General features: G+C 69.2%; 29 protein-coding genes. 15 read left to right on the top strand and 14 right to left on the bottom strand.

Features of this window, described 5'->3' with window-relative positions:
* The first annotated feature begins 221 nt into the window (after positions 1–221).
* A complete protein-coding gene (locus ABT367_RS05850; RefSeq protein ID WP_352249976.1) occupies positions 222–782 on the top strand; it encodes a DUF6294 family protein in 561 nt (186 codons plus the stop codon).
* A 109-nt stretch (positions 783–891) separates the two neighbouring features.
* On the top strand, positions 892–2,121 hold the full coding sequence (locus ABT367_RS05845; protein ID WP_352249974.1) for a serine hydrolase domain-containing protein: 1,230 nt from the start codon (positions 892–894) through the stop codon (positions 2,119–2,121).
* A gap of 27 nt (positions 2,122–2,148) precedes the next feature.
* On the opposite strand, the gene ABT367_RS05840 is transcribed toward ABT367_RS05845, so the two are convergent.
* The 5 genes from ABT367_RS05840 to ABT367_RS05820 form a co-directional block, all read right to left on the bottom strand.
* Entirely contained in the window at positions 2,149–2,706 is a 558-nt protein-coding gene (locus ABT367_RS05840; RefSeq protein WP_352249972.1) for a hypothetical protein, read from the bottom strand.
* Between the two features lie 194 nt (positions 2,707–2,900).
* Positions 2,901–3,593, bottom strand: coding sequence for a hypothetical protein (locus tag ABT367_RS05835; RefSeq protein ID WP_352249971.1), 693 nt, complete (start codon positions 3,591–3,593; stop codon positions 2,901–2,903).
* Positions 3,590–5,899 (bottom strand): hypothetical protein, encoded by a 2,310-nt coding sequence (locus ABT367_RS05830; RefSeq protein WP_352249969.1) that lies wholly within the window; start codon positions 5,897–5,899, stop codon positions 3,590–3,592. The genes ABT367_RS05835 and ABT367_RS05830 overlap by 4 nt, the downstream gene beginning before the upstream one ends.
* A 27-nt stretch (positions 5,900–5,926) precedes the next feature.
* Positions 5,927–6,367 carry a hypothetical protein gene (locus ABT367_RS05825; RefSeq protein ID WP_352249967.1) on the bottom strand — a complete coding sequence of 147 codons (441 nt, stop codon included), beginning with the start codon at positions 6,365–6,367 and terminating at the stop codon, positions 5,927–5,929.
* Between the two features lie 203 nt (positions 6,368–6,570).
* Positions 6,571–6,810 (bottom strand): hypothetical protein, encoded by a 240-nt coding sequence (locus tag ABT367_RS05820; protein WP_165334832.1) that lies wholly within the window; start codon positions 6,808–6,810, stop codon positions 6,571–6,573.
* Positions 6,811–6,949: 139 nt separating this feature from the next.
* Here ABT367_RS05820 and ABT367_RS05815 point away from each other — a divergent pair, with 139 nt between their 5' ends.
* On the top strand, positions 6,950–8,446 hold the full coding sequence (locus ABT367_RS05815; protein ID WP_352249965.1) for a methyltransferase: 1,497 nt from the start codon (positions 6,950–6,952) through the stop codon (positions 8,444–8,446).
* Between the two features lie 603 nt (positions 8,447–9,049).
* Positions 9,050–10,120 carry an Ig-like domain-containing protein gene (locus ABT367_RS05810; protein WP_352249963.1) on the top strand — a complete coding sequence of 357 codons (1,071 nt, stop codon included), beginning with the start codon at positions 9,050–9,052 and terminating at the stop codon, positions 10,118–10,120.
* An 86-nt stretch (positions 10,121–10,206) separates the two neighbouring features.
* Here the strand turns inward: ABT367_RS05810 and ABT367_RS05805 are convergent, their stop codons facing one another.
* Positions 10,207–10,884 carry a L,D-transpeptidase gene (locus tag ABT367_RS05805; protein WP_352249961.1) on the bottom strand — a complete coding sequence of 226 codons (678 nt, stop codon included), beginning with the start codon at positions 10,882–10,884 and terminating at the stop codon, positions 10,207–10,209.
* 302 nt (positions 10,885–11,186) lie between these two features.
* Between ABT367_RS05805 and ABT367_RS05800 the strand changes: the two genes are divergently transcribed.
* The 4 genes from ABT367_RS05800 to ABT367_RS05785 all read left to right on the top strand — a co-directional run bounded on the left by ABT367_RS05800 (position 11,187) and on the right by ABT367_RS05785 (position 15,504).
* The gene (locus tag ABT367_RS05800; RefSeq protein ID WP_352249959.1) at positions 11,187–11,996 is read left to right on the top strand and encodes an ABC transporter ATP-binding protein; all 810 of its coding nucleotides are present in this window, start codon (positions 11,187–11,189) and stop codon (positions 11,994–11,996) included.
* Positions 11,997–11,999: 3 nt separating this feature from the next.
* Positions 12,000–13,328: an FtsX-like permease family protein gene (locus ABT367_RS05795; protein WP_352249957.1), complete on the top strand. Its 1,329-nt coding sequence runs from the start codon at positions 12,000–12,002 to the stop codon at positions 13,326–13,328.
* A gap of 145 nt (positions 13,329–13,473) precedes the next feature.
* The gene (locus ABT367_RS05790; protein WP_352249955.1) at positions 13,474–14,505 is read left to right on the top strand and encodes a bifunctional lytic transglycosylase/C40 family peptidase; all 1,032 of its coding nucleotides are present in this window, start codon (positions 13,474–13,476) and stop codon (positions 14,503–14,505) included.
* A 246-nt stretch (positions 14,506–14,751) separates the two neighbouring features.
* Positions 14,752–15,504, top strand: a complete 753-nt coding sequence (locus ABT367_RS05785) for a phosphatase PAP2 family protein (RefSeq protein WP_352249953.1) — start codon at positions 14,752–14,754, stop codon at positions 15,502–15,504.
* Between the two features lie 9 nt (positions 15,505–15,513).
* Here ABT367_RS05785 and ABT367_RS05780 read toward each other — a convergent pair whose 3' ends face one another.
* The 3 genes from ABT367_RS05780 to ABT367_RS05770 all read right to left on the bottom strand — a co-directional run bounded on the left by ABT367_RS05780 (position 15,514) and on the right by ABT367_RS05770 (position 17,805).
* Positions 15,514–15,843, bottom strand: a complete 330-nt coding sequence (locus ABT367_RS05780) for a hypothetical protein (RefSeq protein ID WP_352249951.1) — start codon at positions 15,841–15,843, stop codon at positions 15,514–15,516.
* Positions 15,844–16,012: 169 nt separating this feature from the next.
* Entirely contained in the window at positions 16,013–17,575 is a 1,563-nt protein-coding gene (locus ABT367_RS05775) for an FAD-binding oxidoreductase (RefSeq protein WP_352250018.1), read from the bottom strand.
* A 56-nt stretch (positions 17,576–17,631) separates the two neighbouring features.
* Positions 17,632–17,805 (bottom strand): hypothetical protein, encoded by a 174-nt coding sequence (locus tag ABT367_RS05770; RefSeq protein ID WP_352249949.1) that lies wholly within the window; start codon positions 17,803–17,805, stop codon positions 17,632–17,634.
* A gap of 121 nt (positions 17,806–17,926) precedes the next feature.
* Between ABT367_RS05770 and ABT367_RS05765 the strand changes: the two genes are divergently transcribed.
* Both ABT367_RS05765 and ABT367_RS05760 read left to right on the top strand, forming a co-directional pair.
* Entirely contained in the window at positions 17,927–18,841 is a 915-nt protein-coding gene (locus ABT367_RS05765; protein ID WP_352249947.1) for a hypothetical protein, read from the top strand.
* A gap of 328 nt (positions 18,842–19,169) precedes the next feature.
* Positions 19,170–19,355, top strand: coding sequence for a hypothetical protein (locus tag ABT367_RS05760; RefSeq protein WP_352249945.1), 186 nt, complete (start codon positions 19,170–19,172; stop codon positions 19,353–19,355).
* Positions 19,356–19,395: 40 nt separating this feature from the next.
* Here the strand turns inward: ABT367_RS05760 and ABT367_RS05755 are convergent, their stop codons facing one another.
* A complete protein-coding gene (locus ABT367_RS05755) occupies positions 19,396–19,746 on the bottom strand; it encodes a metal-sensitive transcriptional regulator (RefSeq protein WP_165333941.1) in 351 nt (116 codons plus the stop codon).
* Positions 19,747–20,057: 311 nt separating this feature from the next.
* On the opposite strand from ABT367_RS05755, the gene ABT367_RS05750 reads away from it, so the two are divergent.
* Positions 20,058–20,678, top strand: coding sequence for a DUF47 domain-containing protein (locus ABT367_RS05750; protein ID WP_052582416.1), 621 nt, complete (start codon positions 20,058–20,060; stop codon positions 20,676–20,678).
* 6 nt (positions 20,679–20,684) lie between these two features.
* Positions 20,685–21,683 carry an inorganic phosphate transporter gene (locus ABT367_RS05745; protein WP_199551624.1) on the top strand — a complete coding sequence of 333 codons (999 nt, stop codon included), beginning with the start codon at positions 20,685–20,687 and terminating at the stop codon, positions 21,681–21,683.
* 82 nt (positions 21,684–21,765) lie between these two features.
* Here the strand turns inward: ABT367_RS05745 and ABT367_RS05740 are convergent, their stop codons facing one another.
* The 3 genes from ABT367_RS05740 to ABT367_RS05730 are packed head-to-tail and all read right to left on the bottom strand — an operon-like array spanning position 21,766 to position 22,878.
* Positions 21,766–22,215: a PIN domain-containing protein gene (locus ABT367_RS05740; protein ID WP_352249943.1), complete on the bottom strand. Its 450-nt coding sequence runs from the start codon at positions 22,213–22,215 to the stop codon at positions 21,766–21,768.
* On the bottom strand, positions 22,212–22,457 hold the full coding sequence (locus tag ABT367_RS05735) for a type II toxin-antitoxin system Phd/YefM family antitoxin (protein ID WP_352249941.1): 246 nt from the start codon (positions 22,455–22,457) through the stop codon (positions 22,212–22,214). The genes ABT367_RS05740 and ABT367_RS05735 overlap by 4 nt, the downstream gene beginning before the upstream one ends.
* Before the next feature lie 46 nt (positions 22,458–22,503).
* Positions 22,504–22,878: a MerR family transcriptional regulator gene (locus ABT367_RS05730; RefSeq protein WP_352249939.1), complete on the bottom strand. Its 375-nt coding sequence runs from the start codon at positions 22,876–22,878 to the stop codon at positions 22,504–22,506.
* Positions 22,879–22,991: 113 nt separating this feature from the next.
* Here ABT367_RS05730 and ABT367_RS05725 point away from each other — a divergent pair, with 113 nt between their 5' ends.
* From ABT367_RS05725 to ABT367_RS05715, 3 genes are all read left to right on the top strand, one after another.
* Positions 22,992–23,612 (top strand): DsbA family oxidoreductase, encoded by a 621-nt coding sequence (locus tag ABT367_RS05725; RefSeq protein WP_352249937.1) that lies wholly within the window; start codon positions 22,992–22,994, stop codon positions 23,610–23,612.
* A 75-nt stretch (positions 23,613–23,687) separates the two neighbouring features.
* On the top strand, positions 23,688–24,008 hold the full coding sequence (locus tag ABT367_RS05720; RefSeq protein WP_352249935.1) for a DMT family transporter: 321 nt from the start codon (positions 23,688–23,690) through the stop codon (positions 24,006–24,008).
* A 73-nt stretch (positions 24,009–24,081) separates the two neighbouring features.
* The gene (locus tag ABT367_RS05715; protein WP_352249933.1) at positions 24,082–24,468 is read left to right on the top strand and encodes a DMT family transporter; all 387 of its coding nucleotides are present in this window, start codon (positions 24,082–24,084) and stop codon (positions 24,466–24,468) included.
* 115 nt (positions 24,469–24,583) lie between these two features.
* On the opposite strand, the gene pstB is transcribed toward ABT367_RS05715, so the two are convergent.
* Positions 24,584–25,360 (bottom strand): phosphate ABC transporter ATP-binding protein PstB, encoded by a 777-nt coding sequence (gene pstB / locus ABT367_RS05710; RefSeq protein ID WP_199551621.1) that lies wholly within the window; start codon positions 25,358–25,360, stop codon positions 24,584–24,586.
* Between the last annotated feature and the right edge of the window lie 71 nt (positions 25,361–25,431).

Below are 25,431 nucleotides of genomic sequence, written 5' to 3'. Positions count from 1 at the left end.
AGGGACAGTGGTCGTCCACGGGAACGGCTCGAATCGAGTAGCGGGGCGCCCCCTCCCCGTAATCGAGTAGCGGACTACTCGTGCCGTGCCCCCGTATCGCCTCGATGCTGAGGAAGTCCCGAGCAACGGGGACGGGACACAGCGCATCAGCGCATCAGCCCAGCAGGCATCCGGGCATCCGGCATCAGCGCATCAGCGCAGAAACCACGGGGGACCACATCATGAACGACACCAAGCAGTCGAAGAAGCTGATGAACCGCCGCACTTGGGGCGGGGTCGCCGCCCTCGCGGTGGCGGCCGGCACCGTGGGTGCAGCGATGGTGCTGCCGAACCAGGACAGCAGCCCGAAGAAGGCCGACTCGAAGGCCGTCACGCAGTCCGCGACCGAAACGGTCCAGGTGACTCAGGCGAGTGACGCGAAGGGGATCGTCTCGAAGGCGGGGACGGAGACCAAGTTGTTCACCTTCAGGACGACCGCCGTCGGCGACTGCCGCCGGATGAACGGAGCGACCTGGAAGCTCTCGTCCGGCGGCCACGCCTACTTCAAGGGCCACTTCTGGAGCAGCAGCGGCGACGACGCCTGGCTGATGTACGCGAAGCTGCTCGACGACCGCGGCGGTCTGATCGGCTACCTCCACGCGGACCGGAACCCCGGTGACTCCCGCAAGTTCGTCATCGGCCTGCCGGAGGCGAACCAGATCTACACCGCTGGCCGCAACGCCAAGTTCAACCCCGACCTCTGGAAGGACGTCCGGAGCATCAGCCTGACGCGTCACTGCTGACGGGCGGGTTCACCGATACACCGATCACGGGCCGGGCAGCGGAACCGACGCTGCCCGGCCCATCGGCGTGCCATGATCACAACTCACCCTGGACACAAGGAGATTGGCAATGCCCAACAGCGCGTCCGGTTTCTCCAAGTCAGGCCTGAACCGACTGCACGACGTCCTCGCCCGGCACGTCGAATCCAAGAAGATCCCCGGCCTTGTCGCACTCGTCGGCCGGGGCGAGGAGACCCACGTCGAAGTACTCGGCACGATGCGGCACGACGGCGGGGAGGCGATGAGCCGCGACACCCTGTTCCGTATGGCGTCCACGTCGAAGCCGGTCGCGATGGCGGGCGCGATGGTCCTGCTCGACGAGTGCCGTCTGCGTCTGGACGACCCGGTGGACGAGTGGCTGCCCGAGCTCGCCGACCGGCAGGTGCTCAAGCGCTTCGACGGACCGCTGGACGAGACCGAGCCGGCGCGCCGCCCGATCACCGTACGAGACCTGCTGACCTCGACGTTCGGGCTCGGTATGGATATGACGTCGATCGGCACCCCGGTCATGAACGAGGTCTTCGCGCAGGGGCTCACGCCCAATCTGCCGACGCCGATGCCGGAGCCGGACGAGTTCATGCGCCGGCTCGGCACGCTGCCGCTGATGCATCAGCCGGGGGAGCGCTGGCAGTACCAGATCAGTCATGACGTGGTGGGCGTGCTCGTCTCGCGCGTCTCGGGCCAGTCGTACGGCGAGTTCCTGCGGGAGCGGATCTTCGAGCCGCTGGGCATGAAGGACACGGGCTTCCACGTGCCCGCCGACCGGATCCACCGGCTGCCGACCCTGTACGCGCCGGACCCGCAGTCGGGCGATTTCCACGCGTGGGACGAGCCCGAGGGCGGCCGCTGGTGCTCGCCGCCCGCCTTCGAGGGCGGCGGCGGTGGGCTGGTCTCCACGGCGGACGACTACAACGCGTACTTCCGCATGCTCCTGAACGGCGGTGTGCACAACGGCGAGCGCATCCTCTCCCGTGCCGCCGTCACCCTGATGACGACCAACCAGCTCGACTCCGAGCAGCTGGCGGCCCGCACGAAGCTGGCGAAGGACGCGGTCCATATCTCATTCGGCCAGGGGCAGCAGGGGGGTTGGGGCTTCGGCATGGCGGTCCGTACGTATCGGAGTGACTACGCCCCGGTGGGCCAGTTCGGCTGGGACGGGGGCAGCGGCACGTCCTCGTACGCGGACCCGACGAACGACCTGGTCGGCGTCCTGTGCACGCAGGTCGGCGCCTCGGCTCCGTACGGCATCCAGCTCATGCTCGACTTCTGGACGACGCTGTACCAGGCCCTGGAGGACTGAACCCCGGCCCCCTTGCCCCGCCCCGCTTCAGTCCTTGACTGAGGTGGGGGCGGTGGTGGGGATGTCGGGCTTGTTGGTGCAGCCGAATTCTTCTGCCGCCACCTTTGTGGAGTGGAGCAGGTGCTGGAGATGGGCGCGGTGGCTGTCGTTCTCGGTCAGGCCGTCCGTCATGTGCCCGCGGAGAGGGACTTCTGTTGCACGGTTCGCTGCAGCGCCGGGAACGCCACACTTGATGTAGGCGTAGTACTGCATCGACCCGTCGGTGCGCTCTTGCCAATAGACGAGCTTTACGTCAGGACCTGCTTCGAAGGCCGTGCGCTTGATGCCGTCGCCGACCGGCTTGGCGAAGTCGGTATCGAAAGGGGCGACGGAAGCGCCGAACCGAAGGGTCAACGGGCCAGTGTCGGAAGCCGACTTGGCCCTGACTCGGCAGAGCTCGGAGTCGATGAAACGCGGTGTGTCGCCCGCGGTGTCCGGTTCCCAGTCGGCTGCCTGCTGTCGGAACAGCGTGCGAGCATCTGCCGGTCTCTCGGGTGAGCTGAAGCTCAGTTCCTGCCCTTTGGCCTCGTTCTTCAGCCAGTCCATTCCGGATTCCCCCAGGAGCTGACCGCACGTGCTCTGCTTGGATTCCGCAGGCTTCGGCTGCTCTTCATTTCCTGAACACCCGGAAACTGTAAGGAGCGTGAGCGCCAGGGTCGATACAGCGTGCTTTCTCATCATCCGTGGCCTCTCGCGGCGTCCGTATCAGGTTGGCCGGCGGCCCGCGCCCCGTCGCCGCTTCAGTCCTTGACTGAGGTGGGGACGGTGGTGGGGATCTGCGGGTTGTTGGTGCAGCCGAAGCCGTCGGCCATGACTTTTGCGGAGTGCAGAAGGTGCTTGAGGTGGGTGCGGGGGCTGGGGTCGCCGGTGAGGTTGTCTTTGAGTGTGCCTTCGAGAGGAACCTCGTTGAGGCTCGTCTCGTGTGAGTTGGGTACCCCGCACTTCACATACACGTGGTACTCGAACCTCTTCCGCGATGTCCCGTCGGGCCAGTAGACAAGTTTCACGTCCGGACCGGCATCGATCACGGTTGTCCTGTCGCCGACATCGCGCTGCTTGGTGAACTCGTAGTCGAACGGATAGCTGGATACGCCGTAGCGCAGCTCTACCTGAGTGCCGCCCAGAGCGTCTTCCGAAGCGTCTCCCGCCTCGCACATTTGTGAGGTCACGTAGTTCGGAAGGTCACCTGGTCGATAGTCCCTGACTTGGCCGCGGAACCAGTCGCGGGCATTGCCGACCGAGGTGGGGTCGCTGAACTCCGGTTCTGCGATGCGGGTTTGCAGCCACTGCATTCCCTTTTCGCCCAGAACCGCCGTGCAGGCCTCTTCTCCTTCCGACCTCTGCTCCTTCGGCTCGTCTCCACCGCTGCAAGCGCTGATGGCGAGGAGTGGGGCGAGGACGCCGAAAAGAGGGCTGAATACTTTGCGCATCATGACTTGACCCTCGAGTTATCGGTGTCGCCCTTCTCGGCGCCGAACAGGTACATACTGCGCAGATCCTCATCGTGATCGTCCCACTTGTCGCCCACGATTCCGTTGGCTTCCGCGTAACTGACGATGGGGGACATCGCGCGCGTCTCGGCAACGCTCTTCGCCGTATCGATGTTCTCGATCGACTGCTGGTCGTTGCTGTATTCCTCGGGCTTGAGCCAGTCGAGTTTGTTCTCGGCCCAGGTCCCGATGGCTCCCTCCGCCGTGTCGAAGGCGATCGGGACCGCGATGGCCGCAGCGGCTCCCACCGGGACGACCGCACCCGCGCCCACTCCGACCACACCGCCGATCACGGCGCCTGCCGCGAACTTCTTCCAGGCCGCATCCTGCTCGTTCTTCTCGTTCTCGGAGGCCTCCTTGTCAGCGAAATCCGTGCCGATGGCCTCCATTCGCGCCTCGTCGAGCACACCGTGGACCAGGAGGCTGTATCCACCCGCGTTCATGGCCGCACTGTGGTTGTTGCCTTGAGCCTCCATGAGGCTGGCACCGTAGATCTGCTGAGCGGCAGAGACGGTGTTGTACGAGTCCTCATCGGAGCCCATGGCCCGAAGGAATTGCACGGCGTCGGGGCCGCCGAAATCGGCCAGGCGCTTCTGGTCGGCATCCATCAACCCCGCGACACCGGCCACACCCCGGCTGCCGCCGAACTCACTCGCCGAGTAGGTGATGCTGTCGACATGCCCCGCAGCCATCTTCGCGAGACTGTCCCGCATCCCCGGCTGCGCGTCGACGAGGTCGGCGGAGCCGTAATGGCTGACCACGCGGTCCATCAGCTCGGTTCGGGCATCCCGCGCATTGTTGAAAGCCTCGGTCGCCTTCGCCGCCTCCTCCTTGCTCATGCCTTCGGTCGACAACGACGGAATCTCCGGCGTCTTGTCGTCATACGCATACCCCAGCGTCGCCGACTCCAGGGCATGGCCGAGGCTCGCGTACCCGAGCGGCTTGCCGTTTTCGCCCTCCGGCCACTTGCGGGGGTTCTCGATCGCGTCGGTCGAGCCGTCTTCCGGCATCCCGGACAGGTACGCCAGGTTGTTGACCTCGTCCAAGCCCTTGCCGGACGTCGAGTCGTTGAAGAACTCCACCGACGCCTGCGGGTTGTGGGCCAGGCCGTCGAGAAAGTTGGCCACCGGATCGTTGGGCTTGTCCGAGGGGGGATAGTCGAGCTGGAACGGGGTGTTCCACAGGTCGCCCGGCTCGCCGAGCACCGAGTCGTTGCCCTTCTTGCGCTCGAACTCGATCAGTGATGTGCCGTAGTCGTTGAGGAAGCCCGAGTCGAACTTGCCCTTCTGCATCAGGCTGCCGGCGATCTGGTAACCGTAGGGGCCCTGCAGACCCTCCCGGATCGGGAACTGCTTGTCGCCGGCCGCGATGACCTCGCGCTGCCATCCGTCGATGCCCGGAGCGTTCGAACTGGTCGCGTTCGCAAGGGACATGCTCAGGTTGTCCTGGACCTGCGCCAGCAGCTTCGCGCGGTCGCCCTCGATCGGCGGGCCGGCCGGAGAGGCCAGCTCCCGCCAGAACTCGAGCGTGCCCTCGCCACTCAGGCGGGTGGCGAGAGTCGCCGTGAAGCCGGGGTTGTCCCGATGGTCCTTCAGCGTCTCGTTGAAGCGCTCGAGCTCGTCATCGCTCCAGGTCCCGGGATCCTCATCCTTGATCTTCTTCGCCCAGTAGGCCGCGGCTTCCTTGCCCTGCTGCCTGTCCGCCGCTTCGAGGTCCTGGGGGCCGCCCTTGTCGAAGCCGTGCTTGTTCTTCGCGATGTCGCGCAGGGCCTTGGCCGCGATCCGATCCGTCTCCGTGGCCTCCCAGAGGATCCGCCCGATCTTCTCGGCGGCGGCGGTCAGCTCGGACTGCGGCACCGGGTCCGTGTTGCCGCCGTCTCCGACCGAATGAACGTAGGCATCCTCGGTCGAGCCGTCCTGGTGGACGCGGATGTTCTTCGCGCGGGCGTCCGCCAGGGCGGTCCTGAGATCGGTCTTGTGCTTGGCGAAGTCGTGGTGGATGTCCTGCAGCAGACCGTGGATGGTCTTGGCCTCGGCGGCCGCATGGTCGAACTCGCGCGAGGTGTTCGTGATGAAGGTGCGGGTGACCGTCGCGTTGACACCGGTCCAGTCCGCGCCGTTCGCCTGCTGGGCGAGGGCGGTGGCGGAGACGCCCTCGGCCTTGCCGTCCGCCAGCTGCTGCAGTTTGCCGGACATGACCTTCCAGTCGTCGACGGCTTCCTTCAGCTTCCCCAGGCGTAGTTCCGTCAACTCCGCGACAGTAAGCACCTGTTCCCCCTACTTCAGGTAGCTCTCGATGACCGACGACTTGATCGCGGTCTCGACCTTGACGTCGTCCTTCGCATGCTGCGAGCGCGCGAAGTCCAGGCCGTTGGAGATGTGGGCGCAGGCTTCCTTCACGGTGTGGGCCTTGCTGTTCCAGGCGTCGTGGAGTTCGGTGAGCGCCGAGCCGGTGTCGAGGCCGTCGTTGAAGAGCTCGATCGAGGCGTCGAAGGTGCTCGGCCGGGCGAGGTCGCTGTCGACCCGGAAGCGCTCGCGCAGGTCGTAGGCCAGGTTGCCCAGCTTGCCGAGTTCGTTGTCGCGAACGACGAGGTCCTTGCGGCCGCCGCCGCGACCCCCGCCGCCACCGCCCTCCGCGGGCAGCTGGTTCAGCTGCATCCGCCCCTCCTGGCGCCCGGCCGCGTCGGCCTTCAGCTGCTCCCATTCGTCCCAGGACATTCTCGGATCCCCCGCCGCTCGACATCGGCTGTGGGCAGCCGAAACCGCCCAGAGCCTACGAAGCGCAAAGCGCTGATTGCAAGGGCAACCTGTGAAGCTCTGACACCGACCTCGGCGCCGGTCCGATCGCACATGGCGCCGCCCTCGTCATCCACAGCCTGTGGATGACGAGGGCGGTCGGGGCGGGAAGGCGGGGCGGAGCTTCAGAGTGTCGTACCCAGCGGGCCGAAGCCCGCGTGCGGTTCCGAACCCGCGGGGTGGCCCGTCGTGGTCGCTCCCGCGGGGGATGCCGGGCCCGTGTCCTGGGCCGGGGCGATGACCTCGCGCTCGGAAGGGTTCGCGGCCGTCGCGTACGGCATCGTGAGGACCGAACCGACGCAGATCAGTCCGCCTGCGAGGCCCGCGCGCAGGCGCCGGGTCTGAGTGGTGGTGCTGGATTCCATGAGGACTCCATAGCAGGGCGAATCGGGCTGTTGATCTCAACTCGCCGGACGGCAAGGTCAGTTCAGCCCGTTCGCTCAATGGCAGTAACCGCATGGAGTAAGGGTCAAGACGGGCGGATCGCCCGCCGAATACCCTCATATGACGACCAGCACAGAGCCTTTGCTCACGCCTCAGGCCACCGCGGCACTGCGCGATGTCCTGCTGCAGTACGGCTACACGCGGGACGGGATCGTCACGCGGATCGGCATCGAAGCGGCCCACGCCCTCAATCGCTACGACCCCGAACCGGCGCTCCAACTGCTCGGTGAAAGCGACCCGTTGGGCGTGCTCATCCGGCTGTTCATGTGCGGCCGCGGCGTCCCGATCGTGCAGGTCGACGAAGCCGTCGTACCGCTTCTGGAGCCGGCGGGCGAGGGCCTGGTGCGGGCGGCGGTCTATCTGCATCCGTACGAGAAGTGGTGGGCGGTCTCCGACTTCCCGCTCTTCCTGCGGCCCGAGGCACGCGACCGGCGCGCGGACCGTGTGCTGCCGATCGGGCCGACCGCGACCCTGCTGCGGCGCGCGACCCTCGGCCACCGCGTCGGGACCGCGCTCGACCTCGGCACCGGGTGCGGGGTGCAGGCCCTCCACCTGTCCGACCAGGCGGACACCGTGGTCGCCACCGACCTCTCGGCCCGCGCCGCGCGCTTCGCCGCCACCACGGCCGCGCTGAACGAGCTCGACTGGGAGGTACTCGAAGGCGATATGACCCAGCCCGTCGCGGGCCGCCGCTTCGACCTCGTCGTCTCCAACCCGCCGTACGCGGTGGGCCCCGGCACCGTCCACTGCGTGTACCGCGACTCCGGCCGTCCGGGCGACGCGATGTGCGCCGAACTCGTCGCTGCCGCACCGGACTTGCTTACCGAGGGCGGCCATCTGCAGTTCCGTGCGAACTGGGCCCATGTCGCGGGCGAGGACTGGCACGAGCGCGTGGCGCACTGGCTGCCCGCCGACTCCGGCCTCGACGCCTGGATCGTGCAGCGCGGCGTGACGGACGCGCGCGCCTACGTGGACCACTGGCTCGAACAGAGCGGTGGCGAGGAGCACTTGGGGCAACGTGAGTCGTGGCTGCGCTGGTTCGAGGACCGGAAGATCACGGGCGTGGGGACGGGAACGGTGGTGCTGCGCCGTACGGACCGTCACGATCCCGTCGTACGGATCGAGGAACTGTCGCCGGAAGCCGCCGAGTTGACCGGCGCCCAGGTCGCGGACTGGTTCACGCGGCAGGACTGGCTGCGCGACCACGACCCGCTGACCGCGCACTTCCGTCCAGGGCCGGGCGTACGGCTCTGGCAGGAGGCGGGTCTGCGCCCCGACTCCGCGTCAGGACCGGGCGGCTGGCACCTCAACCAGCAGCTCCTGAAGATCCCCTCGGACGGCCTCAACTGGAACGAGCGCACCACACCGCTCGGCGTCGCCCTGATCGGCGGCAGCGGCCGCCCCGACGAGACGCTCGGCGACCAGCTGACCCGGCTCGCCGAGGCGGAGGGCACCGACCGCAGCCGCCTCGTCCTGGCCGCGCTGCCGGAGGTGGCCAGGCTGGTGGAGCGGGGGGCGCTGATCCCGGGCGCGATCCCGGGCGCGATCCCCGGCTGATCCCGGCTGATCCCTGGTGATCCCTGGCCGCGCGGGCCGGAGCCCGTGGATGCCCCGGGGAGCGAAGTTACTCGCCCACCGGATGCAATACGGGAACCAGCTCCCGGTCTCTGCGGCAGCGGGGGTGTAGGCGTGACCCGAGTGTCCCGATCGTCAACGCAAGGGGCGCCCTTCACTCCCCCGAGAACGAGGAGATCCATTGATGCGTGCTGTCAGAAGCACGTCCGCGCTGGTCGCCATGGCGGCGGCCGCATTCCTGGCGATGGGGAGCTAGCCGGCAGCGGCTGCCCCTGGTTCCGGGCAGGGTACGGACGCGATGCGAGGAAGGGCGGCCTGTACGCCCACCGCGCCCTATACGGGATGCCAGACGTTCGCGTTCACCGGCTCCCAGCAGAGCTTCACCGTGCCCGCGAAAGCGATCGGTGATCTCAAGTTCGACGTCAAGGGGGCCGGTGGCGGCGGCAGCTTCAACACCTCGGCAGCCAGCAGGCCGGCGCCGGCGGTAGCACCACGGCAACCGTACCGGCCACGCCTGGCCAGCAGCTCACGGTCACCGTCGGAGGCGGCGGCAAAGCGGGCAGTGGTACCGGCAAGGGCGGCTTCATGGGCGGCGGCGACGGTGGCCGCGGCTCCCGCTCCGCCGGTGGCGGTGGCGGCCTGAGCGCCATCTGGCAGGGTGCCGCAGGTGGTACGCCGCTGGTGGTCGCCGGCGGCGGTGGCGGTGCGCCGGGTGGCAGCTCCCAGGCGGATACGGCCGGCCGTATGGGTGGTGGCTCCACAGGTGAGTCGAGGGTGAGCGCTCAGCTGTCCGGTGGCTCAGGGCGGCAGACCGCCCCCGGCCCTGCCGGTGTGGGTGTCGGCTGCACCGCTACCACCGTCGCGACGGAGGGTGCGCAGTTCAAGGGTGGTGCGGGTGCCACCGGCGGGGCCATCGACGCCGGCGGCGGCGGTGGTGCCGGGTGGTACGGCGGCGGTGGCGGCGGCTGCGCCGCCGGCCCCATCGTCGGTGACGGCGGTGGTGGCGGTGGTTCCGGCTACCTCAACACGGCCCTCCAGGTCGCCGGCACCACCGCGCAGGGCGGCGGCGGCACGGCCGGCACCAACATGACCAACGGCGGCAACGGCACGGTCAAGATCCAGTGGCGCCTGCTCGAGCCCCCGACCATCACCGGCCCGATCACCGGCGACCTCGAGGGCGAGGGTGAGCCCGGCGCCGTGGTCACGGTGAAGGACAAGGACGGCAACACCGTCTGCACGGCCACCGTCGAGCCCGACGGCTCCTGGTCCTGCACGCCCAGCAAGCTCATGCCGTGCGGTCCGAACGAGTTCACCGCCACGCAGACCAAGGGCGGAGTGACCTCGGACGTCGGCACGTACACGGTGGAGGTCGGCCAGCCGTGCATCAGCCCGCCGGTGATCACCGACGCGGGCGAGAAGAAGCCGGTCACGGGCAAGTCCAAGGTCACGTCTCCCGCCACGGTGACCGTCCGCGACCAGGACGGCAACGTCGTCTGCACGACGACCGTCAAGGCGGACGGCACGTGGTCCTGCAAGCCCAAGAAGCCGCTGCCGCCGTGCACCGAGCTGACGGCGACCGTCACCAAGGACGGCGTCACCTCGAAGCCCTCGAAGATGTACCGCACGTACTGCCCGCCGAAGTACGGCATGAAGTGACGTACTGAGCAAGGTGGTTGTGGCATGACGCCCGTGGGGGCGCGACCGAAACCGGTCGCGCCCCCACGGCACGTAAGGCAGGGCTCCTACCGGCGCTTACGCCCGAAGACCACCACCGAGTCACCGACCCGCAGCACCTTCCACAGCCGCGCCGCGTCCCCGGGACGCAGGTTCACACAGCCTGCCGAACCGGGCCCGCTGAACAGATTGGTCAGCGACCCGTGGATGGCCTGCCCGCGTGAGAAGTACTGGGAGTGCGGCATCGGGCTGTTGTCGTACAGGGTCGAGATGTCGTGCCGCTTCTTGCGGAACACGGTGTGCCAGCCCCGGCGCGTCTCAAGTCCCGCGCGGCCGCTGCGGATCGGCACGGCCTGGTAGACCACCTTGCGGCCCCGCTGCACCCACATCAGCTGCCGCGTCAGGTCCACGCACGCCACCTGGCGCTTGCGGACCGGGCAGCGCCCACCCGCGTTCGGGTTCCTGCGGGCCGTGGCCACCGTCAGCATGTGGAGCGTGGCGCGGCTCGCGTACCCGTTGGCGGGCCTGATCCCCTCGCGCCGCTGGAACGCCTGGACCGCCCGGCAGTCCTCGGGTGACTGGCTGCCGTCCGCCCGCAGCCCGAGCAGCTTCTCGACCTGCTTCTGGTACGGGGCCGTGGCCTCCACGCAGCCCTTGCCCGCAGCCGTAGGGCCGGAGGCGGCAGCCGCGGGCAGCGCCCCGGTCCAGGCCACCGACACCCCGACGATGCCGGTCACAGCGCCCACCCAAGCGCGCCTGAATTCCATGTGCTGCCTTTCGTGCCGACGAAGACGAGAGACCGAAGGATCCTTCGCGTTCATACGCTGATCGGTTCCAGCGCTTGACGCACCGTCAGCTGAGCCAAGAGGGGGCTCGACGACGGCGAACGGCCCAACCTCGAGGGCGGCCGGCGGGTCAGCCGTACCGCCGGGGGTGTATCCACCACCACCCCGTTCCGGGCCCCACACCCAATGTGCCGCCGAGCCTCCGTCCCTACCTTCGAAGTACGGCAAGGGAAAGCACGCCATACCGGCATGAAGAGGCTGAGATGTTTGGGAACAAGAGGGATAAGACGGGCGCCTCCGGGCGGCAGACCGACGAAGCCCTGCGGCTCGTCAAGGTCAGCAAGAGCTACGGCGAGGGCGAGAGCGCGGTACGGGCGCTGGACGGCGTGAGTCTGTCCCTCGCCCGTGGGACGTTCACCGCCGTGATGGGCCCGTCGGGCTCCGGGAAGACCACGCTCCTGCAGTGCGCGGCCGGTCTCGAGCGGCCCGACAGCGGCATCGTCATGGTGGCCGGCGAGGAGATGGGCAAGGGCAGTGAGGCCGAGCTCACCAAGTTCCGGCGCCGGCGGATCGGGTTCGTGTTCCAGCAGTACAACCTGCTGCCGACCCTCACCGTCGCGCAGAACACCATCCTTCCGCTGAAGCTCGCGGGCCGCAGGATCGACAAGGCCAAGGCTCGCTCCGTACTGGAGCAGGTGGGGCTCGGCGGGCGCCTGAAGCACCGGCCCGACGAGCTGTCGGGCGGACAGCGGCAGCGTGTCGCCATCGCACGGGCGCTGGTCACCGAACCGGCCGTGGTCTTCGCCGACGAGCCCACCGGCGCGCTGGACATCCGCAGCGCGCGCGATGTGCTGCACCTGCTTCAGGAGGCGGTACGGGTGCACGGCCGGACGGTCGTCATGGTGACCCACGACCCGGTGGCCGCCTCGTATGCCGACTCGGTCGTCTTTCTCGCGGACGGGCGGATCGCCGGGCACATGGAACGGCCGACGGTCGACGCGGTCGCGGAGCGGCTCGCGCATCTCGGCGACGACATCAACGGGTCCGACTACGCGGCCCAGTTGGGGGTGTGAGCGATGTTCGCGCTGGCCATGCGGTCGATTCGGCAGCGTCCCGGGCGGTTCGCCGCCACGCTGTTCAGCTCGTTCCTGGGCGCGCTGATCATCATGACCTTCAACTCGATGCACGACACGGCCGCGGGCGCCGGGGTCGACGACCGCAGTGCCGAGACGCTGACGGTCGCCGCGAGCGTCGTGGGCGGTTACGGAAGCCTCCTCGTCTTCTTCTCCGTCGCCTCGACGCTGACCGTCGCCGTACGGCAGCGGAGCGAGGAGATCGAGCTGCTCCGCACCACCGGGGCGACTCCCGCGCAGATCAAGCGCATGATCGTCGGCGAGGCCTTCGTGGTCGCGCTGCTCGGCGCCGCGCTCGCGGTCGTGCCCGCGATCTTCGGCGGGCAGCTGCTGCTCGACGTGTTCCAGGACAGCGGACAGGTGGCCGGCCCGGTCGAGCACTCCTTCGGGGCGATCGCGCTCGCCACCGGGTTCGACATCACGCTGCTCGCCTCGGTGGGCGCCGCCTTCCTCGCCGTACGGCGAGCGGGCCGGGCGGCCGGCAGGCGGCCCGGCAGGGGACGGACCTTCTTCGCCTACGCGGCGCTGGTGGCCGGAGCCCTCAGCGTCTCGGCGACGTTCCTGCTCGACTCGGACGCCGAGATCATGATGGCGCCGCCCGCATACGGGGCGATCCTGCTCTCGGTCGGCTGTGCGCTGCTCTCCACGCGGATCCTGCCGGGCGTCCTGACCGTCCTCGAAGGCCCGATCACCGCGCTCGCCGGCGCCGGCGGCTATCTGACCGTGCGCAACATGCGGCAGCGGGCCGCCCAACTCTCCAACGTCCTCATGCCGTTGATCCTCTTCACCGGCATGGCCGTCGCGACCCTCTACATGCAGGGCGTCGAGAACGACGCGGTGAAGGCCTCGGGCCTGGTCAAGGCCGCCGACGCCAAGACCCTGGAGACGCTCAACTACGCCGTCGTCGGGATCATCGTGGCCTTCTGCTGCATCATGCTGATCAACACCCTGTACGCGGCGACCTCGTACCGCGTACGGGAGTTCGGCCAGCAGCGCCTCGCCGGAGCCACACCCCGTCAGGTGCTCGCGATGGTCGGCGCCGAGAGCGCGGTGCTCACGGTGACCGGCGTCGCCCTCGGATCGCTCACCGGCTTCGCGGGGATCGTGGCCTTCACGACCGTACGGACCGACCAGGTGCTGCCCGACCAGGGGCTCGGGATCTGGCTGGCCGTGGCAGGAATCGCGGCCACGGTGACGATCGGCACGAGTATGGCGACCGCGTGGCGCCAGCTGCGGACACCCGCGGTGGAGGCGGTGGCCCTGGCGGCGTGAATCGGCCGCCCCACCAGGGGAGTTGGCTGATTCCCCACGGTTGTCCACAAGGCTTCCGAGCAGTTGTCCACAGGTCCACGAACAGAAGTCCGCCCGCCCATACACTGGGCGCGGCGGACTTCCTGTGCGTGAAGGGCGGTGGACGATGCGTAAGGCCTGGCTGGTCACAGCCGCTTTTGCGGGCGGCGGACTCAGCTTCGTGCTGCTGCTCGTCGTCGGCACCTTCATGGTCGCGGGCAATCTGGCCAACGGAGTGGGCAAGGGAGCCGTCGGCCTCGCCAAGGGCGCCGTGCCGGCCGCGTACCAGCCGCTCGTACAGAAGTGGGGCAATCTCTGCCCGGCCATCAATCCGGCGCTGCTCGCCGCGCAGTTGTACCAGGAGAGCGGGTGGAACCCGAAAGCGCAGAGTCCCGCGGCGGCGCAGGGCATAGCGCAGTTCATCCCCGGCACCTGGGCCGCGCACGGGGTCGACGGCGACAAGGACGGCGACCGGGACGTCTGGGATCCCAACGACGCGATCCCGTCCGCCGCTTCGTACGACTGCAAGCTCGCCGGCTATGTGAAGGACGCGCCGGGCAACCCGACGCACAACATGCTCGCGGCGTACAACGCGGGGGCGTACGCGGTCATCAAGTACGGCGGCGTACCCCCGTATCGCGAGACCCAGAACTATGTGAAGACCATCACGACCCTGGAGAAGAGTTTCGCGCGCCCTGTTGGCCGAGTAAGCCCCTCCCGGCAGGCGGCCGGCGCGATCTCGTTCGCGCAGGAACAACTGGGCACGGAGTACCTGTGGGGCGGCGACGGCACCGCGGAGGACGACGGACGCTTCGACTGCTCGGGTCTGACGAAGGCCGCGTACGACACGGTCGGCGTGACGCTGCCGCGCGTGGCCAACGATCAGTACAACGCGGGACCGCACCCCAAGCGGAGCGAACTCCTCCCCGGTGACCTGGTGTTCTTCTCGGACGACCTGACCAATTCACGGGCCATCCGGCACGTCGGGATCTATGTCGGCGGCGGCTACATGATCGATGCGCCACGGCCCGGTGCGGTGATCCGTTTCGCACCGGTGGACACCCCCGACTACTTCGGTGCGACCCGGGTCACACAGGACGGGGCGCAGGCCCTCGAGGAAGCGCGCGAGGGCATTGCGGAGGCGGCCGCGGGCGCGTGAGTTGGCCGAAACCCGGCGCCAGGACGGGCCCTCTGAGCTGCGGCGATGAGTCACTCTTCGATAACGTCCGAGTGATCTTTCGGTGGAGAGTGGAACCTAACAAGGGGAAGTGACCGTTCTCCCGGCGACGGACCGCAACACTGGTCCCGACACCGGACGGCAGACGCACTGACCAAGCTGAAGCACGGGGGTTGAGATCCGGGCGCGTGAGCACGCGCCCACGACGAGACAAGGGGCCGCGGCACCATGGCTGGAGTGGAGAGCGCCGTTTCCGGCGCGTCCGCCGGACCGGAGTTCGCCGTCGACGGCGCGTCCAACCCCGATATCGATCTGCTCTACGACATCAACGGGCTCACCAAGTCCACCCCCGACTGGCTCGACCGCGCGATCGGTTTCGTCGGCGAGTACGGACTGCTGATCGCCCTGGTCGTCCTCGTGCTGTGGTGCTGGGCCTCGGTCCGGCGCCGCCCCGAGCCCGAGGTGTCGGTCGCCGGTCTCGTCTGGGCGCCGCTGGCCGCGGGCATCGCGGTCCTTGTCAACATCCCGATCCGCGGCTTCGTCGAGCGGCCCCGCCCCTTCGTCGACCACACCGGCCTCGAGCTGCTCGTCGACGGCAAGAGCGACTTCTCGTTCGTCAGCGACCACGCCACGCTCGCGATGGCGCTCGGCGCCGGACTCTTCGTCGCCAACCGGAAGTTCGGACTGATCGGCATCGCGCTCGCACTCGTCGAGGGCTTCTGCCGGGTGCTCATGGGCGTGCACTATCCGACGGACGTGGTGGGCGGTTTCGCGCTCGGCACGGCGACGACGCTGTTGCTCGCGCCGTTGGCGATGGCCCTGCTGACCCCGGTCGTGACGGCGGTCAGCCGCTCACGGGCCGGTTTCCTCGTACGGGCCCGTCAGGTGCCGCTGCCGCACTCGGCCGTGGACCTGCCGGAGCCGCGGGTGGCGGACGACGCCCCGGATACGGGGTCGGGGCGGAACGATCTGGCGGCGTGACCGCCCGGGTCAGCTCGCGGAGTTGAGAGTTCCTGCGGTCAACTGGCGCTCGGGAGCGGGCTGTCGGGCCTGGCTCTCGGCGGCCGCGCTCTCGACGGGCGCGGGCTCTGTGTGCGCGGGCTCCGTGTGACGTCTGCGCATCAGCTTCAGGCCGTAACCGCCTGCTACGGCGGCGACCGCTGCCGAGGCGAGGGCCAGCGGGCCGGCCTCGGGGTGGGCGGCGGCGAACTCTCCGGTGCCGGAGGCGGCGGCCGCGGGGCTCGCGCCCGCCGCGAGCAGCATGGCTGCGGCGGCGACGGAGCCGAGGGGGGCTATTCGGGTACGGGTCCTTCTTGTCATGGCGACCTGCCCTCGGGTTGCGGTGATGACCGGTCCGTCCAGGGGACCTCCGGGGGCGGGGTCGGGCCAGCGGAGGGTGTGTCGGGGTGGGCCGTATGAGGGGCGGGTTCGGCCGTTCGGGGCGCGGTGCGCTGCCGGGCGCCGGTGGGGGTGGCGCCTGCGGACTGAGTTACAGCGCCTGCGGAAACGTGAAGACCCGGTCCGGGTCGTACTGCCGCTTCAGGCCGGTCAGCCGGCTCGCCGCCGGACCGTAGTACGCCGCGCGCCAGTTCCTCAGCGAGGGGTCCACGTAGTTCTGGTAGGCGGCGCCCGAGGCGTACGGCCGCATCGCCGCGTACGTGCGCGTCAGCCAGGACTCCGCGCCCGCGCCCGACGCCCCCGCCCGCCACCCCGCCTCGTACTGCGCGAGCATCCGCTGCCGGCGGTGCACGAAGGCGGTGGCCGTCGGGGCGACGCGATTGACCGCACCGCCGAGTGCCGTGAGCGCGACCGTGCCGTAGCGCGCGTCCGGCGTCCGGTTCACCGCGGCGACCAGCGCACCGATCCCGGCCTGCGGCAGCTCGCGCGCGAAGAAGTCCGAGCGCGCCAGATACGTGGCCCGCCCGAGCCGGCCCGCCGCGTCCCGCCCGGGAAGCCCGCCCGGCAGCCGGCACTGCTCGTCGGCGGAGAACGACGCACAGCCCGCGTAGATCTCCATCGCCTCCTCGTACGACTTGCGCTGGAGCCACACTCCGGAGGCCGGGGCGCCGACCGCGTCCGCGAGGCGGTCGACGGCGTTCTGCAACTCGCCGTAGGTGCCGAGGGAGAAGGCCGCGACCCGTACCGTCGGCCCCCTTCCGGCCTCGGAGCCGACGGTGCACTGCGACCAGATCTCGTCCGGGAGCCCGGGCCCCCACCGCTGCCAGGCCCGGACCACATCCGCCGCCCGCTCCCAGGGCCAGACCATGGAGCAGGCCACCGCCTGCGGAGCCGGATGGGTACGGAAGCCGAGCTCCGTCACCACGCCGAACTGACCGGCGCCCGCCCCGCGCAACGCCCAGAAGAGATCGGTGTGCTCGTCACCGGAGCACACCAGCTCCTTGCCGTCCGCCGTCACCAGTCTCGCGCTGGTCAGGCTGTCGCAGGTCAGCCCGTACGCCCGCGAGGTCACACCATGTCCGCCGCCGAGGGCCAGGCCCGCGATCCCGACGCTCGGGCACGAACCGGCCGGAACCGTCGTCCCCTTGGCGGCCAGCGCACGGTAGACGTCGATCAGCCGCGCCCCCGCCCCGACGGTGGCGGCACCGCCGCTCGCCCGTACCGACGAGAGCCGCGACACATCGAGGACCAGCCGTCCGTCCCCCGAGGACCAGCCCGCGTACGAGTGGCCACCGCCGCGCACCGCGACCGGGATGCGCGTACCGCGGGCGAAGGCGAGGGCGGTCCGTATGTCCTCGGCGCCCGACACATACGCGACGGCCACGGGCTTCAGGCCGTCGAAGCGGGTGTTGAAGAGCTGCCGGGCGCTGTCCCAGTCCGCGTCGCCGGGGCGTATGAGCTCGCCGTCGAGATCCTCCGCGAGCGCGGGCCAGTCGGGGGTGCGGCGGGCCGGTGGGCTGCTCGGCTTCCCGTCCGGCGGTGCGCCGGAGGACGACGGGGAGGGCGAGCTCCCGCCTCCGCCCGAGCCGGTGCAGCCCGCGGTCGCGGAGAGCGCGAGTGCGGCCCCGCCGATGAGCGCCGTACGCCGGTCCATGGACTTCATGGACCTGATGTACCCCAAGGGGCCTCGGTGGTACGCGGGTTGGCCGCCTAGGCGCTCGCGTGCTCCAGCGCGTCCGATCTCGCCTTGGACCGTGCCCTGCGTGCCGGACCGCGCCAGCCGCAGGTGCAGTGCGCGGTGCAGAACTTGCCCTGCTCGACCGTGCTGGTGTGGTGGGCCGCGGCCGGGTCGGGTTCGCCGGAGGGTGGAGGCTTTTGTTGCACGTTTCAACCGTAGCCGCCCACGGCCCATGCTCAAGGCCCGTGACGGGGACCGGCACTGGTCGTTAAGCGGGGCACAAGGGGGCCCCGCGTACGGACGGCCAGTGTTGGGGGTAGGCAGGCGATGGTGGTGCAGCAGCTCGAGAGGCGTCGCAGCGGCAGGAGCCGGCGCTTCCTGGCCGCTCCGGTGGGCGCGGGACTGGCCTGTCTGGTCCTGGCCACGGCGGGGTGCTCCCCGGGCGGTGCCGCCGCGGACGACGCGGGCGGAGATCCCCACCAGGCCCTGCAGCACGCGGCCGACGAGCTGGTCCGGGCCGGCACGGCCCGTGCCCGCACCTCGATGGAGATGGCCTCGGGCGGCACCCGGGTCACGATCCGCGGCTCCGGCACATACGACTTCGTACGCCGCGTCGGCGAGCTCAGGGTGCAGCTGCCGCAGGACCCGGCGGGCGTCGAGCCGCAGGGCCCGATCACGGAGATGCTCGCGCCCGGGGCGCTCTACATGAAGAACCGGGGCGCGGGCGTCCCCGCCGACAAGTGGGTCCGTATCGACACCACGACCCTCTCCGACGGAAACCTGGTCACGGGCGGTGCCACCGACCCGCTCACCGCCGCCGAACTCCTGCGCGGCGCACGCTCGGTGGAGTACGCGGGACCCGCGGAGGTCGAGGGTGTCGCGGTGCGGCACTACCGCGGCGTGGTCGATCTGGCGCGTGCGGCGGAGCTGGCACCCAAGGAGAACAGAGCGGTGCTGCGGGCGGCGGTGAAAGGGTTCACCAAGGACACCGTGCCGTTCGACGCCTACCTCGACGACGAGGGGCGGCTGCGCAAGATCCGCCATGAGTTCAGCTTCGCCAACGGCCAGACTGAAGGCGGCAGTTCAGGAGGCGCTTCAGGGGCGCCCGCCGGTTCCGGTTCAAGATCCGGGAAGGCGGTCGCGGTGATGTCGACCACCTGGCTGGACGCGTTCGGGACGAAGGCGGCGGCGAAGCTGCCCGAGTCCGGAGACATCTACGCGGGCAGGATCGCGCAGGGCTGAGCTCCTGGTCGGTGCCGGATGCCTGGCGGCCGGAACCCGCTCCCGTCCGGCCCGAACCCGCCGTCGCGCGGCCGGAACGCATCCCCGCGTGGCCCGAACCCGCCGTCGCACGGCCGGAACGCATGCACGCGTGGCCCGAACCCGCCATCGCGGGGCCCGATTTCACAACCCGAAATGGTCCGTACGTGCCATGCGCGTTCCGTAGACCGCTCCCTACTCTAGGAAGTCGGGACTCGGGCAGTCGGAGGCTCTGCGGAGGCTGCGCGGAGCCGGGGCCCGGGAGAGCCGACGCTTGGGAATCTGCGACCGCCGACGGCGGAAAGAGGTGATGTACGTGGCTCCGGCCCAGGGCAGGGGAGCGGTTCAGGACCACGTCGCCCTCGCCGAGATCGAGCTGTGCGGCGACCTCATCATCGCGGCGTCCACCGCGGACGAGGAGCGGCTCAGCGCGGACCGGATCGACGAGGTGCTGGGAGTCGGGGACGTGTTCGGGCAGGCCGAGAGGGAGGGGTAGCCGGGATGTGCCGAGGTCACACCCGGCTCCACCCGTAACCTCACGTACGCAGCAGCCGGGCGATCGCCTTCGTCGCCTCCTCCACCTTCGCGTCGATCTCCTCGCCGCCCTTGAGCGCCGCGTCCGCGACGCAGTGCCGCAGATGCTCCTCCAGGAGCTGCAGGGCGAAGGACTGGAGGGCCTTGGTCGAGGCCGAGACCTGGGTGAGTATGTCGATGCAGTAGACGTCCTCGTCGACCAGGCGCTGCAGACCGCGGATCTGGCCCTCGATCCGGCGCAGCCGCTTGAGGTGTTCTTCCTTCTGCTTGTGGTACCCGTGCACCCCGCGGTCGTGGTCCGTCACCACGGGTGCGGGCTCGGGCGTGGTGGCGCCGGCCTCAGTGGTGGTCATCCCGTCCTCCTCATCGCGTATCCCCGATTCTCCCGGACTCCCCCGGCAGCTCCCGAGATACCCCTGGTGGGTATATGGTACTCGACACGCCCGTATCGGCCAGAGCTCTCGCTCCCGCCGCATCCCGCCCGTCGCCCGGCCTTCGTCCGGGGGTCACTCCCCGGCCATACCCCGGCGAGGCCCCCGTCATGGGAGGGCCAGTGCTGATCACTGTGCCCGATGGGCGACACTGGGGAGCGGCCGGTTAGCCGTGGCCGGTTGATGCGCCTAGCATCAGCCTCACCGAACCCGAAGCACCCCGAGGACCCCACGTGCGTTTTCGTCTGACCCCCAGGGAGACGAGCTTCTACGACATGTTCGCGGCTTCCGCGGACAACATCGTGACGGGCTCGAAGCTCCTCATGGAACTGCTCGGGGCGGATTCCTCCGCCCGGGCCGAGATCGCAGAGCGTATGCGGGCCGCGGAGCACGCGGGAGACGACGCCACGCATGCGATCTTCCACCAGCTGAACTCCTCGTTCATCACGCCCTTCGACCGCGAGGACATCTACAACCTCGCGTCCTCGCTCGACGACATCATGGACTTCATGGAGGAGGCCGTCGACCTCGTCGTCCTCTACCAGGTCGAGGAGCTGCCCAAGGGCGTCGAGCAGCAGATCGAGGTGCTCGCCCGCGCCGCGGAGCTGACCGCCGAGGCCATGCCGCACCTGCGGACCATGGACAACCTCACGGAGTACTGGATCGAGGTCAACCGTCTCGAGAACCAGGCCGACCAGATCCACCGCAAGCTGCTCGCCCAGCTCTTCAACGGCAAGTACGACGCCATGGAGGTGCTGAAGCTCAAGCAGATCGTCGATGTGCTCGAGGAGGCGGCCGATGCGTTCGAGCACGTCGCCAACACCGTGGAGACCATCGCGGTCAAGGAGTCCTGAGGCTTCGTGGACACCTTCGCTCTGGTCGTCACCATCGGTGTCGCCCTCTTCTTCACGTATACGAACGGCTTTCACGACTCCGCGAACGCCATCGCCACATCGGTCTCCACGCGTGCCCTGACGCCTCGTGCGGCGCTCGCGATGGCCGCGGTGATGAACCTGGCGGGTGCCTTCCTGGGCAGCGGGATCGCGAAGACCGTTTCCGAGGGCATCATCGAGACGCCGCACGGCAACAGGGGCATGTGGATCCTGTTCGCCGGACTGGTCGGCGCGATCGTCTGGAACCTCATCACCTGGTACTTCGGCCTGCCCTCGTCGTCCTCGCACGCCCTGTTCGGCGGACTCGTGGGTGCGGCGCTCGCGGGCGGGATCGGCGTGATCTGGTCCGGGGTGATCGAGAAGATCGTCATCCCGATGTTCATCTCGCCGGTCGTCGGTCTGATCGCGGGCTATCTGGTGATGGTCGCGATCATGTGGATGTTCCGGAAGTCCAACCCGCACAAGGCCAAGCGCGGGTTCCGTATCGCGCAGACGGTGTCCGCGGCCGGTATGGCGCTCGGGCACGGTCTGCAGGACGCGCAGAAGACCATGGGCATCGTGGTGATGGCCCTGGTCATCGCCGATGTCGAGGCGCCCGGCGACCCGATCCCCATCTGGGTGAAGGTCTCCTGTGCGGTGATGCTGTCGCTCGGCACGTACGCGGGTGGCTGGCGCATCATGCGCACGCTCGGCCGGAAGATCATCGAGCTGGACCCGCCGCAGGGCTTCGCGGCCGAGACCACGGGCGCGGGCATCATGTTCACGACCGCGTTCATCTTCCACGCGCCGATCTCGACGACGCATGTCATCACGTCCGCGATCATGGGTGTGGGCGCGACGAAGCGGGTCAACGCGGTGCGCTGGGGCGTCGCCAAGAACATCATCCTCGGCTGGTTCATCACGATGCCGGCGGCGGCGCTGGTCGCGGCCTTCTCGTTCTGGCTGGTCAACCTGGCGTTCCTGTAACGCCCGCTTTTCCTGTACGGCTACGGGCCGGTCCTTCCGCTGCGAAGGACCGGCCCGTTTGCTGTTCCGCGACGGGAAAGGTCTACAGGTCTGCCGGCAGCAGGCGGAACGCGGTGTGGCCGGTGAGGGGCTGGACGATCCGGTACTCCTTGTCCGTGGTGAAGACGGAGTCGGTGCCGTACGCCTTGGCCAGGGCCACGTTCATGGCATCCGTCAGTCCGATCCCCTGCCCGCCCCGCGCGTGCGTGTAGCCCTCGGCCACAGCGAGGGCGGTGGACAGGTGGGGAGCGACGTCGGGGATGGTGAAGCGGTTGATGGCGGCTTGGTTCGCGATGAACCGGCCGAGCTTGAGTGCCGCCTTCGAGCCGGAGCGAGTCGTGGCGATGAAGTCCAGCTCGGCCAGGACGAGCGGCGAGACGACGAGGTGCGCCATCTGCGCAAACGCGTCCTTGTGCTCGGCGTGGCCGGGCTCGCGCGGGTTGAGGAGGCGGATCAGGGCGTTGGTATCGGCGATGACGACGCGGATCGTCACTCGCCCATTCCCCGCAGGAGTCCGTGCATCTCCTCATTGGTCATCGGTTCGCCGAGGTCGATCTCGGGGAGGTCGATGTAGCCGATCGGAGTTGTGGGAAAGGGCGGCACGTCGGTGTGGTCTATGGGGACGATACGGGCGACGGGACGCCCGTTTCGGGTCACCGTGATCTCTTCGCCGCGCTCGACCCGGTCGAGGATCGCCGAGGACTGCTGGTTGAGCTCGCGAGCCGTGGCTTCCATGTAGTACACGGTAGTACGTCGGTGCGGGCAGCGGCGGGCCTTCTCGTTATCCGCCCCGCAGCCCGGGGGCGTCGCCGGGCAGGGCCGTGTCGATGCGCAGGGCCTGGAGGGTGTCGAGTTCGCGGTCGATGTCGCGGCGTTTGGCCTCCAGGCGTTCGGCCTGTTCCGCGAAGAGCTGCTCCATGACGCCGTTGCGTTCGTCGAGCGGGGCCTCCATGCAGGGGAGCACCTCGTCGATGGTGGAGCTGCCCAGGCCCGCGGCGAACAGGTGCTGGATCATGACGACCCGCTCGACCATCGAGTCGTCGAAGTCGCGCCAGCCGCCGGGGGTCCGCTCGGAGCGGATGAGTCCGTGCTGCTCGTAGTAGCGCAGGGAACGGGTGCTGACGCCGCTGGCCTCCGCCAGTTCACCTATCCGCATGAGCCCTCCTGACCTGCACTTCGCCTTCTGTTCCTTGAAGTTGACACCGGCGTGAAGTTACACGATCTACGTGTCGCACCCACCGGGGGTGCTTCGGGAAACCGGAGGTCGCCGTGACGGCACAGAGCACGGCTCAGAGGACGGCTCAGATTCATGTGTGGTCGGACTACGTCTGCCCGTTCTGCCTGATCGCCGACGAGATCATCGAGCGCGCGATCGCCGGCCGGTCCGATGTCGAAGTCGTCCACCACGCGCACGAGTTGCGTCCCCGCCCGGCGCTCACCCGGCGGCCGGAGGACCCGTATCTGCCCGAGATCTGGGATCGGGTCGTCCACCCGATGGCACGTCACCACCAGGTGCCGCTGCGGTTGCCGGCCGTCTCGCCGCAGCCGTACACCGAACTGGCTTTCCGGGGCGCGCAGTACGCCGCCGAGCAGGGCCGGGCCGAGGCCCATCACCGGCGCGTGACGGCGGCGTTCTTCCGCGAGGACCTCGACATCGGGGACCGCGGGGTCCTGGCCGGCCTCGCCGAGGAGGCCGGGCTCGATCCGGCCGCCTATGCCGCGGCGCTCGACGAGCCGGCGTACGCCGAACGGCACCGGCAGGCGCTGGCCGAGTCCGCGCGGATGAGGATCGCCGTCGTGCCGACGATCGTCATCGGCGCCCGGCGCTTCGAAGGCGTACCCACCGAAGGCGAGATCCGGCAGGGCCTGTACGAAGCCGCCGCCGCGTGAGCGCGGACACGGCCCGGCGCACCATCCGCTCGTAACCCGTCCACCACCCACCACCCACCACGTAAGGACACCGTCATGCACTGGCTCTACCTCGCCATCGCCGTCGTCTTCGAGATCGCCGTCGCCCTCTCCGCGGGCAAGGCCCAGGGCTTCACCCGCCCTCTGTGGACCGCCGCCACGCTGGTCAGCGGTGGTATCGCCACCTATCTGCTCAGCCTGGCGCTGCTCACCTTCGACGTCGGCGTCGGCTATGCGATCTGGACCGCCGTCGCCGGCGCCGGAATCGTCGTGCTCAGCGCCCTCTTCTTCGGCCAGCGGCTGAACTGGCGCAAGTCCGTGGGCATCGCCGCCGTCATCGTCGGAGTCGTCGGCCTCCAGCTCAGCGGCGCCGCCTGAGCTGCCCGACCTCTTCGGAAACCCCGCCCCGCCCCGTAAACCCGCAGCGCTCGTACCTGAGGAAGGAACTCCCATGTCCACCACCACCGCCACCGTCGCCGCTCCCCAGCACGTCACCGTCCGCAGCAACCGAGCCCGCGCCTGGCTGGTCCTGCTCCTCGCCGGAGCCTTCGAGGTCGTCTACGCCCTGGCCGTGGGAGCCAGTGAGGGCTTCACCGTGCTGTCCTGGTCGGCGGTCGCGGTCGTCTTCTTCCTGCTGACGCTCTTCGCCCTGAGCCAGTCCCTGCGCACCATCGACGTGGGCATCGGATACGCCGTCTGGGCCGGCATAGGCGCCGTCGGAGCGGCCCTGCTCGGCCCGGTCTTCTTCGACGAGACGCTCACCGCGGCCAAGGCCCTCTGGCTCACCGTGATCATCGGCGGTGTCGTCTGGCTCAAGCTCTCGGACCGCCCCAAGTAGCGCTCGGAACAACTCGCGCCCAAGGAAAAGGGCCCGCTCTCCCACAAGGGGAGAGCGGGCCCGGGCCGTGCGGTGGCACCGCCATGCAGCACCGCGCGGCAGATCCGGGGGCGGCCTAGCCGAAGCGGCCCGAGATGTAGTCCTCGGTGGCCTGCACGGACGGGTTGGAGAAGATGCGCTCCGTGTCGTCTATCTCGATGAGCCGGCCGGGCTGGCCGACCGCCGAGAGGTTGAAGAACGCGGTGCGGTCCGAGACACGGGCCGCCTGCTGCATGTTGTGCGTCACGATGACGATCGTGAAGCGCTCCTTGAGCTCGCCGATCAGGTCCTCGATCGCGAGGGTCGAGATCGGGTCGAGGGCCGAGCAGGGCTCGTCCATGAGGAGCACCTGGGGCTCGACCGCGATGGCGCGGGCGATGCACAGACGCTGCTGCTGACCACCCGAGAGCCCGGAGCCGGGCTTGTTCAGGCGGTCCTTGACCTCGTTCCAGAGGTTGGCGCCGCGCAGGGACTTCTCGACGACCTCGGCCAGTTCGGCCTTCTTGTAGTTGCCGTTGAGGCGCAGTCCCGCCGCGACGTTGTCGAAGATCGACATGGTCGGGAACGGGTTCGGGCGCTGGAAGACCATGCCGATCGTGCGGCGCACGTTCACCGGGTCCACGGCGGAGGCGTACAGGTCCTCGCCGTCCAGCATGACCTTGCCCTCCACGCGGCCGCCGGGGGTGACCTCGTGCATACGGTTCAGGGTCCGCAGGAAGGTCGACTTGCCGCAGCCGGAGGGGCCGATGAAGGCCGTCACCGAGCGGGGCTCGACCGTCATCGAGATGTCTTCGATCGCCTTGTGGGATCCGTAGTAGGCGGTCAGTCCGCCGACGTCGATTCGCTTGGCCATTTCAATCACTGCTTCTTTCGGAAAGTCTTGCGAGAGGGTCGCTGATCGGACTCGGCCGGAGCCGGGTCATG

The organism is Streptomyces mesophilus (assembly GCF_040300965.1).
Classification (GTDB): domain Bacteria; phylum Actinomycetota; class Actinomycetes; order Streptomycetales; family Streptomycetaceae; genus Streptomyces; species Streptomyces mesophilus_A.
The sequence above is the reverse complement of the archived record's forward strand: the minus strand, read 5'-3'. Positions and strand labels throughout refer to the sequence as shown.

Excerpts from the sequence above, each read along its gene's own strand:
- ABT367_RS05850 (WP_352249976.1), top strand. The coding sequence starts at position 222 with ATGAACGACACCAAGCAGTCGAAGAAGCTGATGAACCGCCGCACTTGG.
- ABT367_RS05845 (WP_352249974.1), top strand. The coding sequence starts at position 892 with ATGCCCAACAGCGCGTCCGGTTTCTCCAAGTCAGGCCTGAACCGACTG.
- ABT367_RS05840 (WP_352249972.1), bottom strand. The coding sequence starts at position 2,706 with ATGGACTGGCTGAAGAACGAGGCCAAAGGGCAGGAACTGAGCTTCAGC.
- ABT367_RS05835 (WP_352249971.1), bottom strand. The coding sequence starts at position 3,593 with ATGATGCGCAAAGTATTCAGCCCTCTTTTCGGCGTCCTCGCCCCACTC.
- ABT367_RS05825 (WP_352249967.1), bottom strand. The coding sequence starts at position 6,367 with ATGTCCTGGGACGAATGGGAGCAGCTGAAGGCCGACGCGGCCGGGCGC.
- ABT367_RS05820 (WP_165334832.1), bottom strand. The coding sequence starts at position 6,810 with ATGGAATCCAGCACCACCACTCAGACCCGGCGCCTGCGCGCGGGCCTC.
- ABT367_RS05815 (WP_352249965.1), top strand. The coding sequence starts at position 6,950 with ATGACGACCAGCACAGAGCCTTTGCTCACGCCTCAGGCCACCGCGGCA.
- ABT367_RS05810 (WP_352249963.1), top strand. The coding sequence starts at position 9,050 with ATGGGCGGCGGCGACGGTGGCCGCGGCTCCCGCTCCGCCGGTGGCGGT.
- ABT367_RS05800 (WP_352249959.1), top strand. The coding sequence starts at position 11,187 with ATGTTTGGGAACAAGAGGGATAAGACGGGCGCCTCCGGGCGGCAGACC.
- ABT367_RS05795 (WP_352249957.1), top strand. The coding sequence starts at position 12,000 with ATGTTCGCGCTGGCCATGCGGTCGATTCGGCAGCGTCCCGGGCGGTTC.
- ABT367_RS05790 (WP_352249955.1), top strand. The coding sequence starts at position 13,474 with ATGCGTAAGGCCTGGCTGGTCACAGCCGCTTTTGCGGGCGGCGGACTC.
- ABT367_RS05785 (WP_352249953.1), top strand. The coding sequence starts at position 14,752 with ATGGCTGGAGTGGAGAGCGCCGTTTCCGGCGCGTCCGCCGGACCGGAG.
- ABT367_RS05780 (WP_352249951.1), bottom strand. The coding sequence starts at position 15,843 with ATGACAAGAAGGACCCGTACCCGAATAGCCCCCCTCGGCTCCGTCGCC.
- ABT367_RS05775 (WP_352250018.1), bottom strand. The coding sequence starts at position 17,575 with ATGGACCGGCGTACGGCGCTCATCGGCGGGGCCGCACTCGCGCTCTCC.
- ABT367_RS05765 (WP_352249947.1), top strand. The coding sequence starts at position 17,927 with ATGGTGGTGCAGCAGCTCGAGAGGCGTCGCAGCGGCAGGAGCCGGCGC.
- ABT367_RS05760 (WP_352249945.1), top strand. The coding sequence starts at position 19,170 with ATGTACGTGGCTCCGGCCCAGGGCAGGGGAGCGGTTCAGGACCACGTC.
- ABT367_RS05755 (WP_165333941.1), bottom strand. The coding sequence starts at position 19,746 with ATGACCACCACTGAGGCCGGCGCCACCACGCCCGAGCCCGCACCCGTG.
- ABT367_RS05735 (WP_352249941.1), bottom strand. The coding sequence starts at position 22,457 with ATGGAAGCCACGGCTCGCGAGCTCAACCAGCAGTCCTCGGCGATCCTC.
- ABT367_RS05730 (WP_352249939.1), bottom strand. The coding sequence starts at position 22,878 with ATGCGGATAGGTGAACTGGCGGAGGCCAGCGGCGTCAGCACCCGTTCC.
- ABT367_RS05720 (WP_352249935.1), top strand. The coding sequence starts at position 23,688 with ATGCACTGGCTCTACCTCGCCATCGCCGTCGTCTTCGAGATCGCCGTC.
- ABT367_RS05715 (WP_352249933.1), top strand. The coding sequence starts at position 24,082 with ATGTCCACCACCACCGCCACCGTCGCCGCTCCCCAGCACGTCACCGTC.
- pstB (WP_199551621.1), bottom strand. The coding sequence starts at position 25,360 with ATGGCCAAGCGAATCGACGTCGGCGGACTGACCGCCTACTACGGATCC.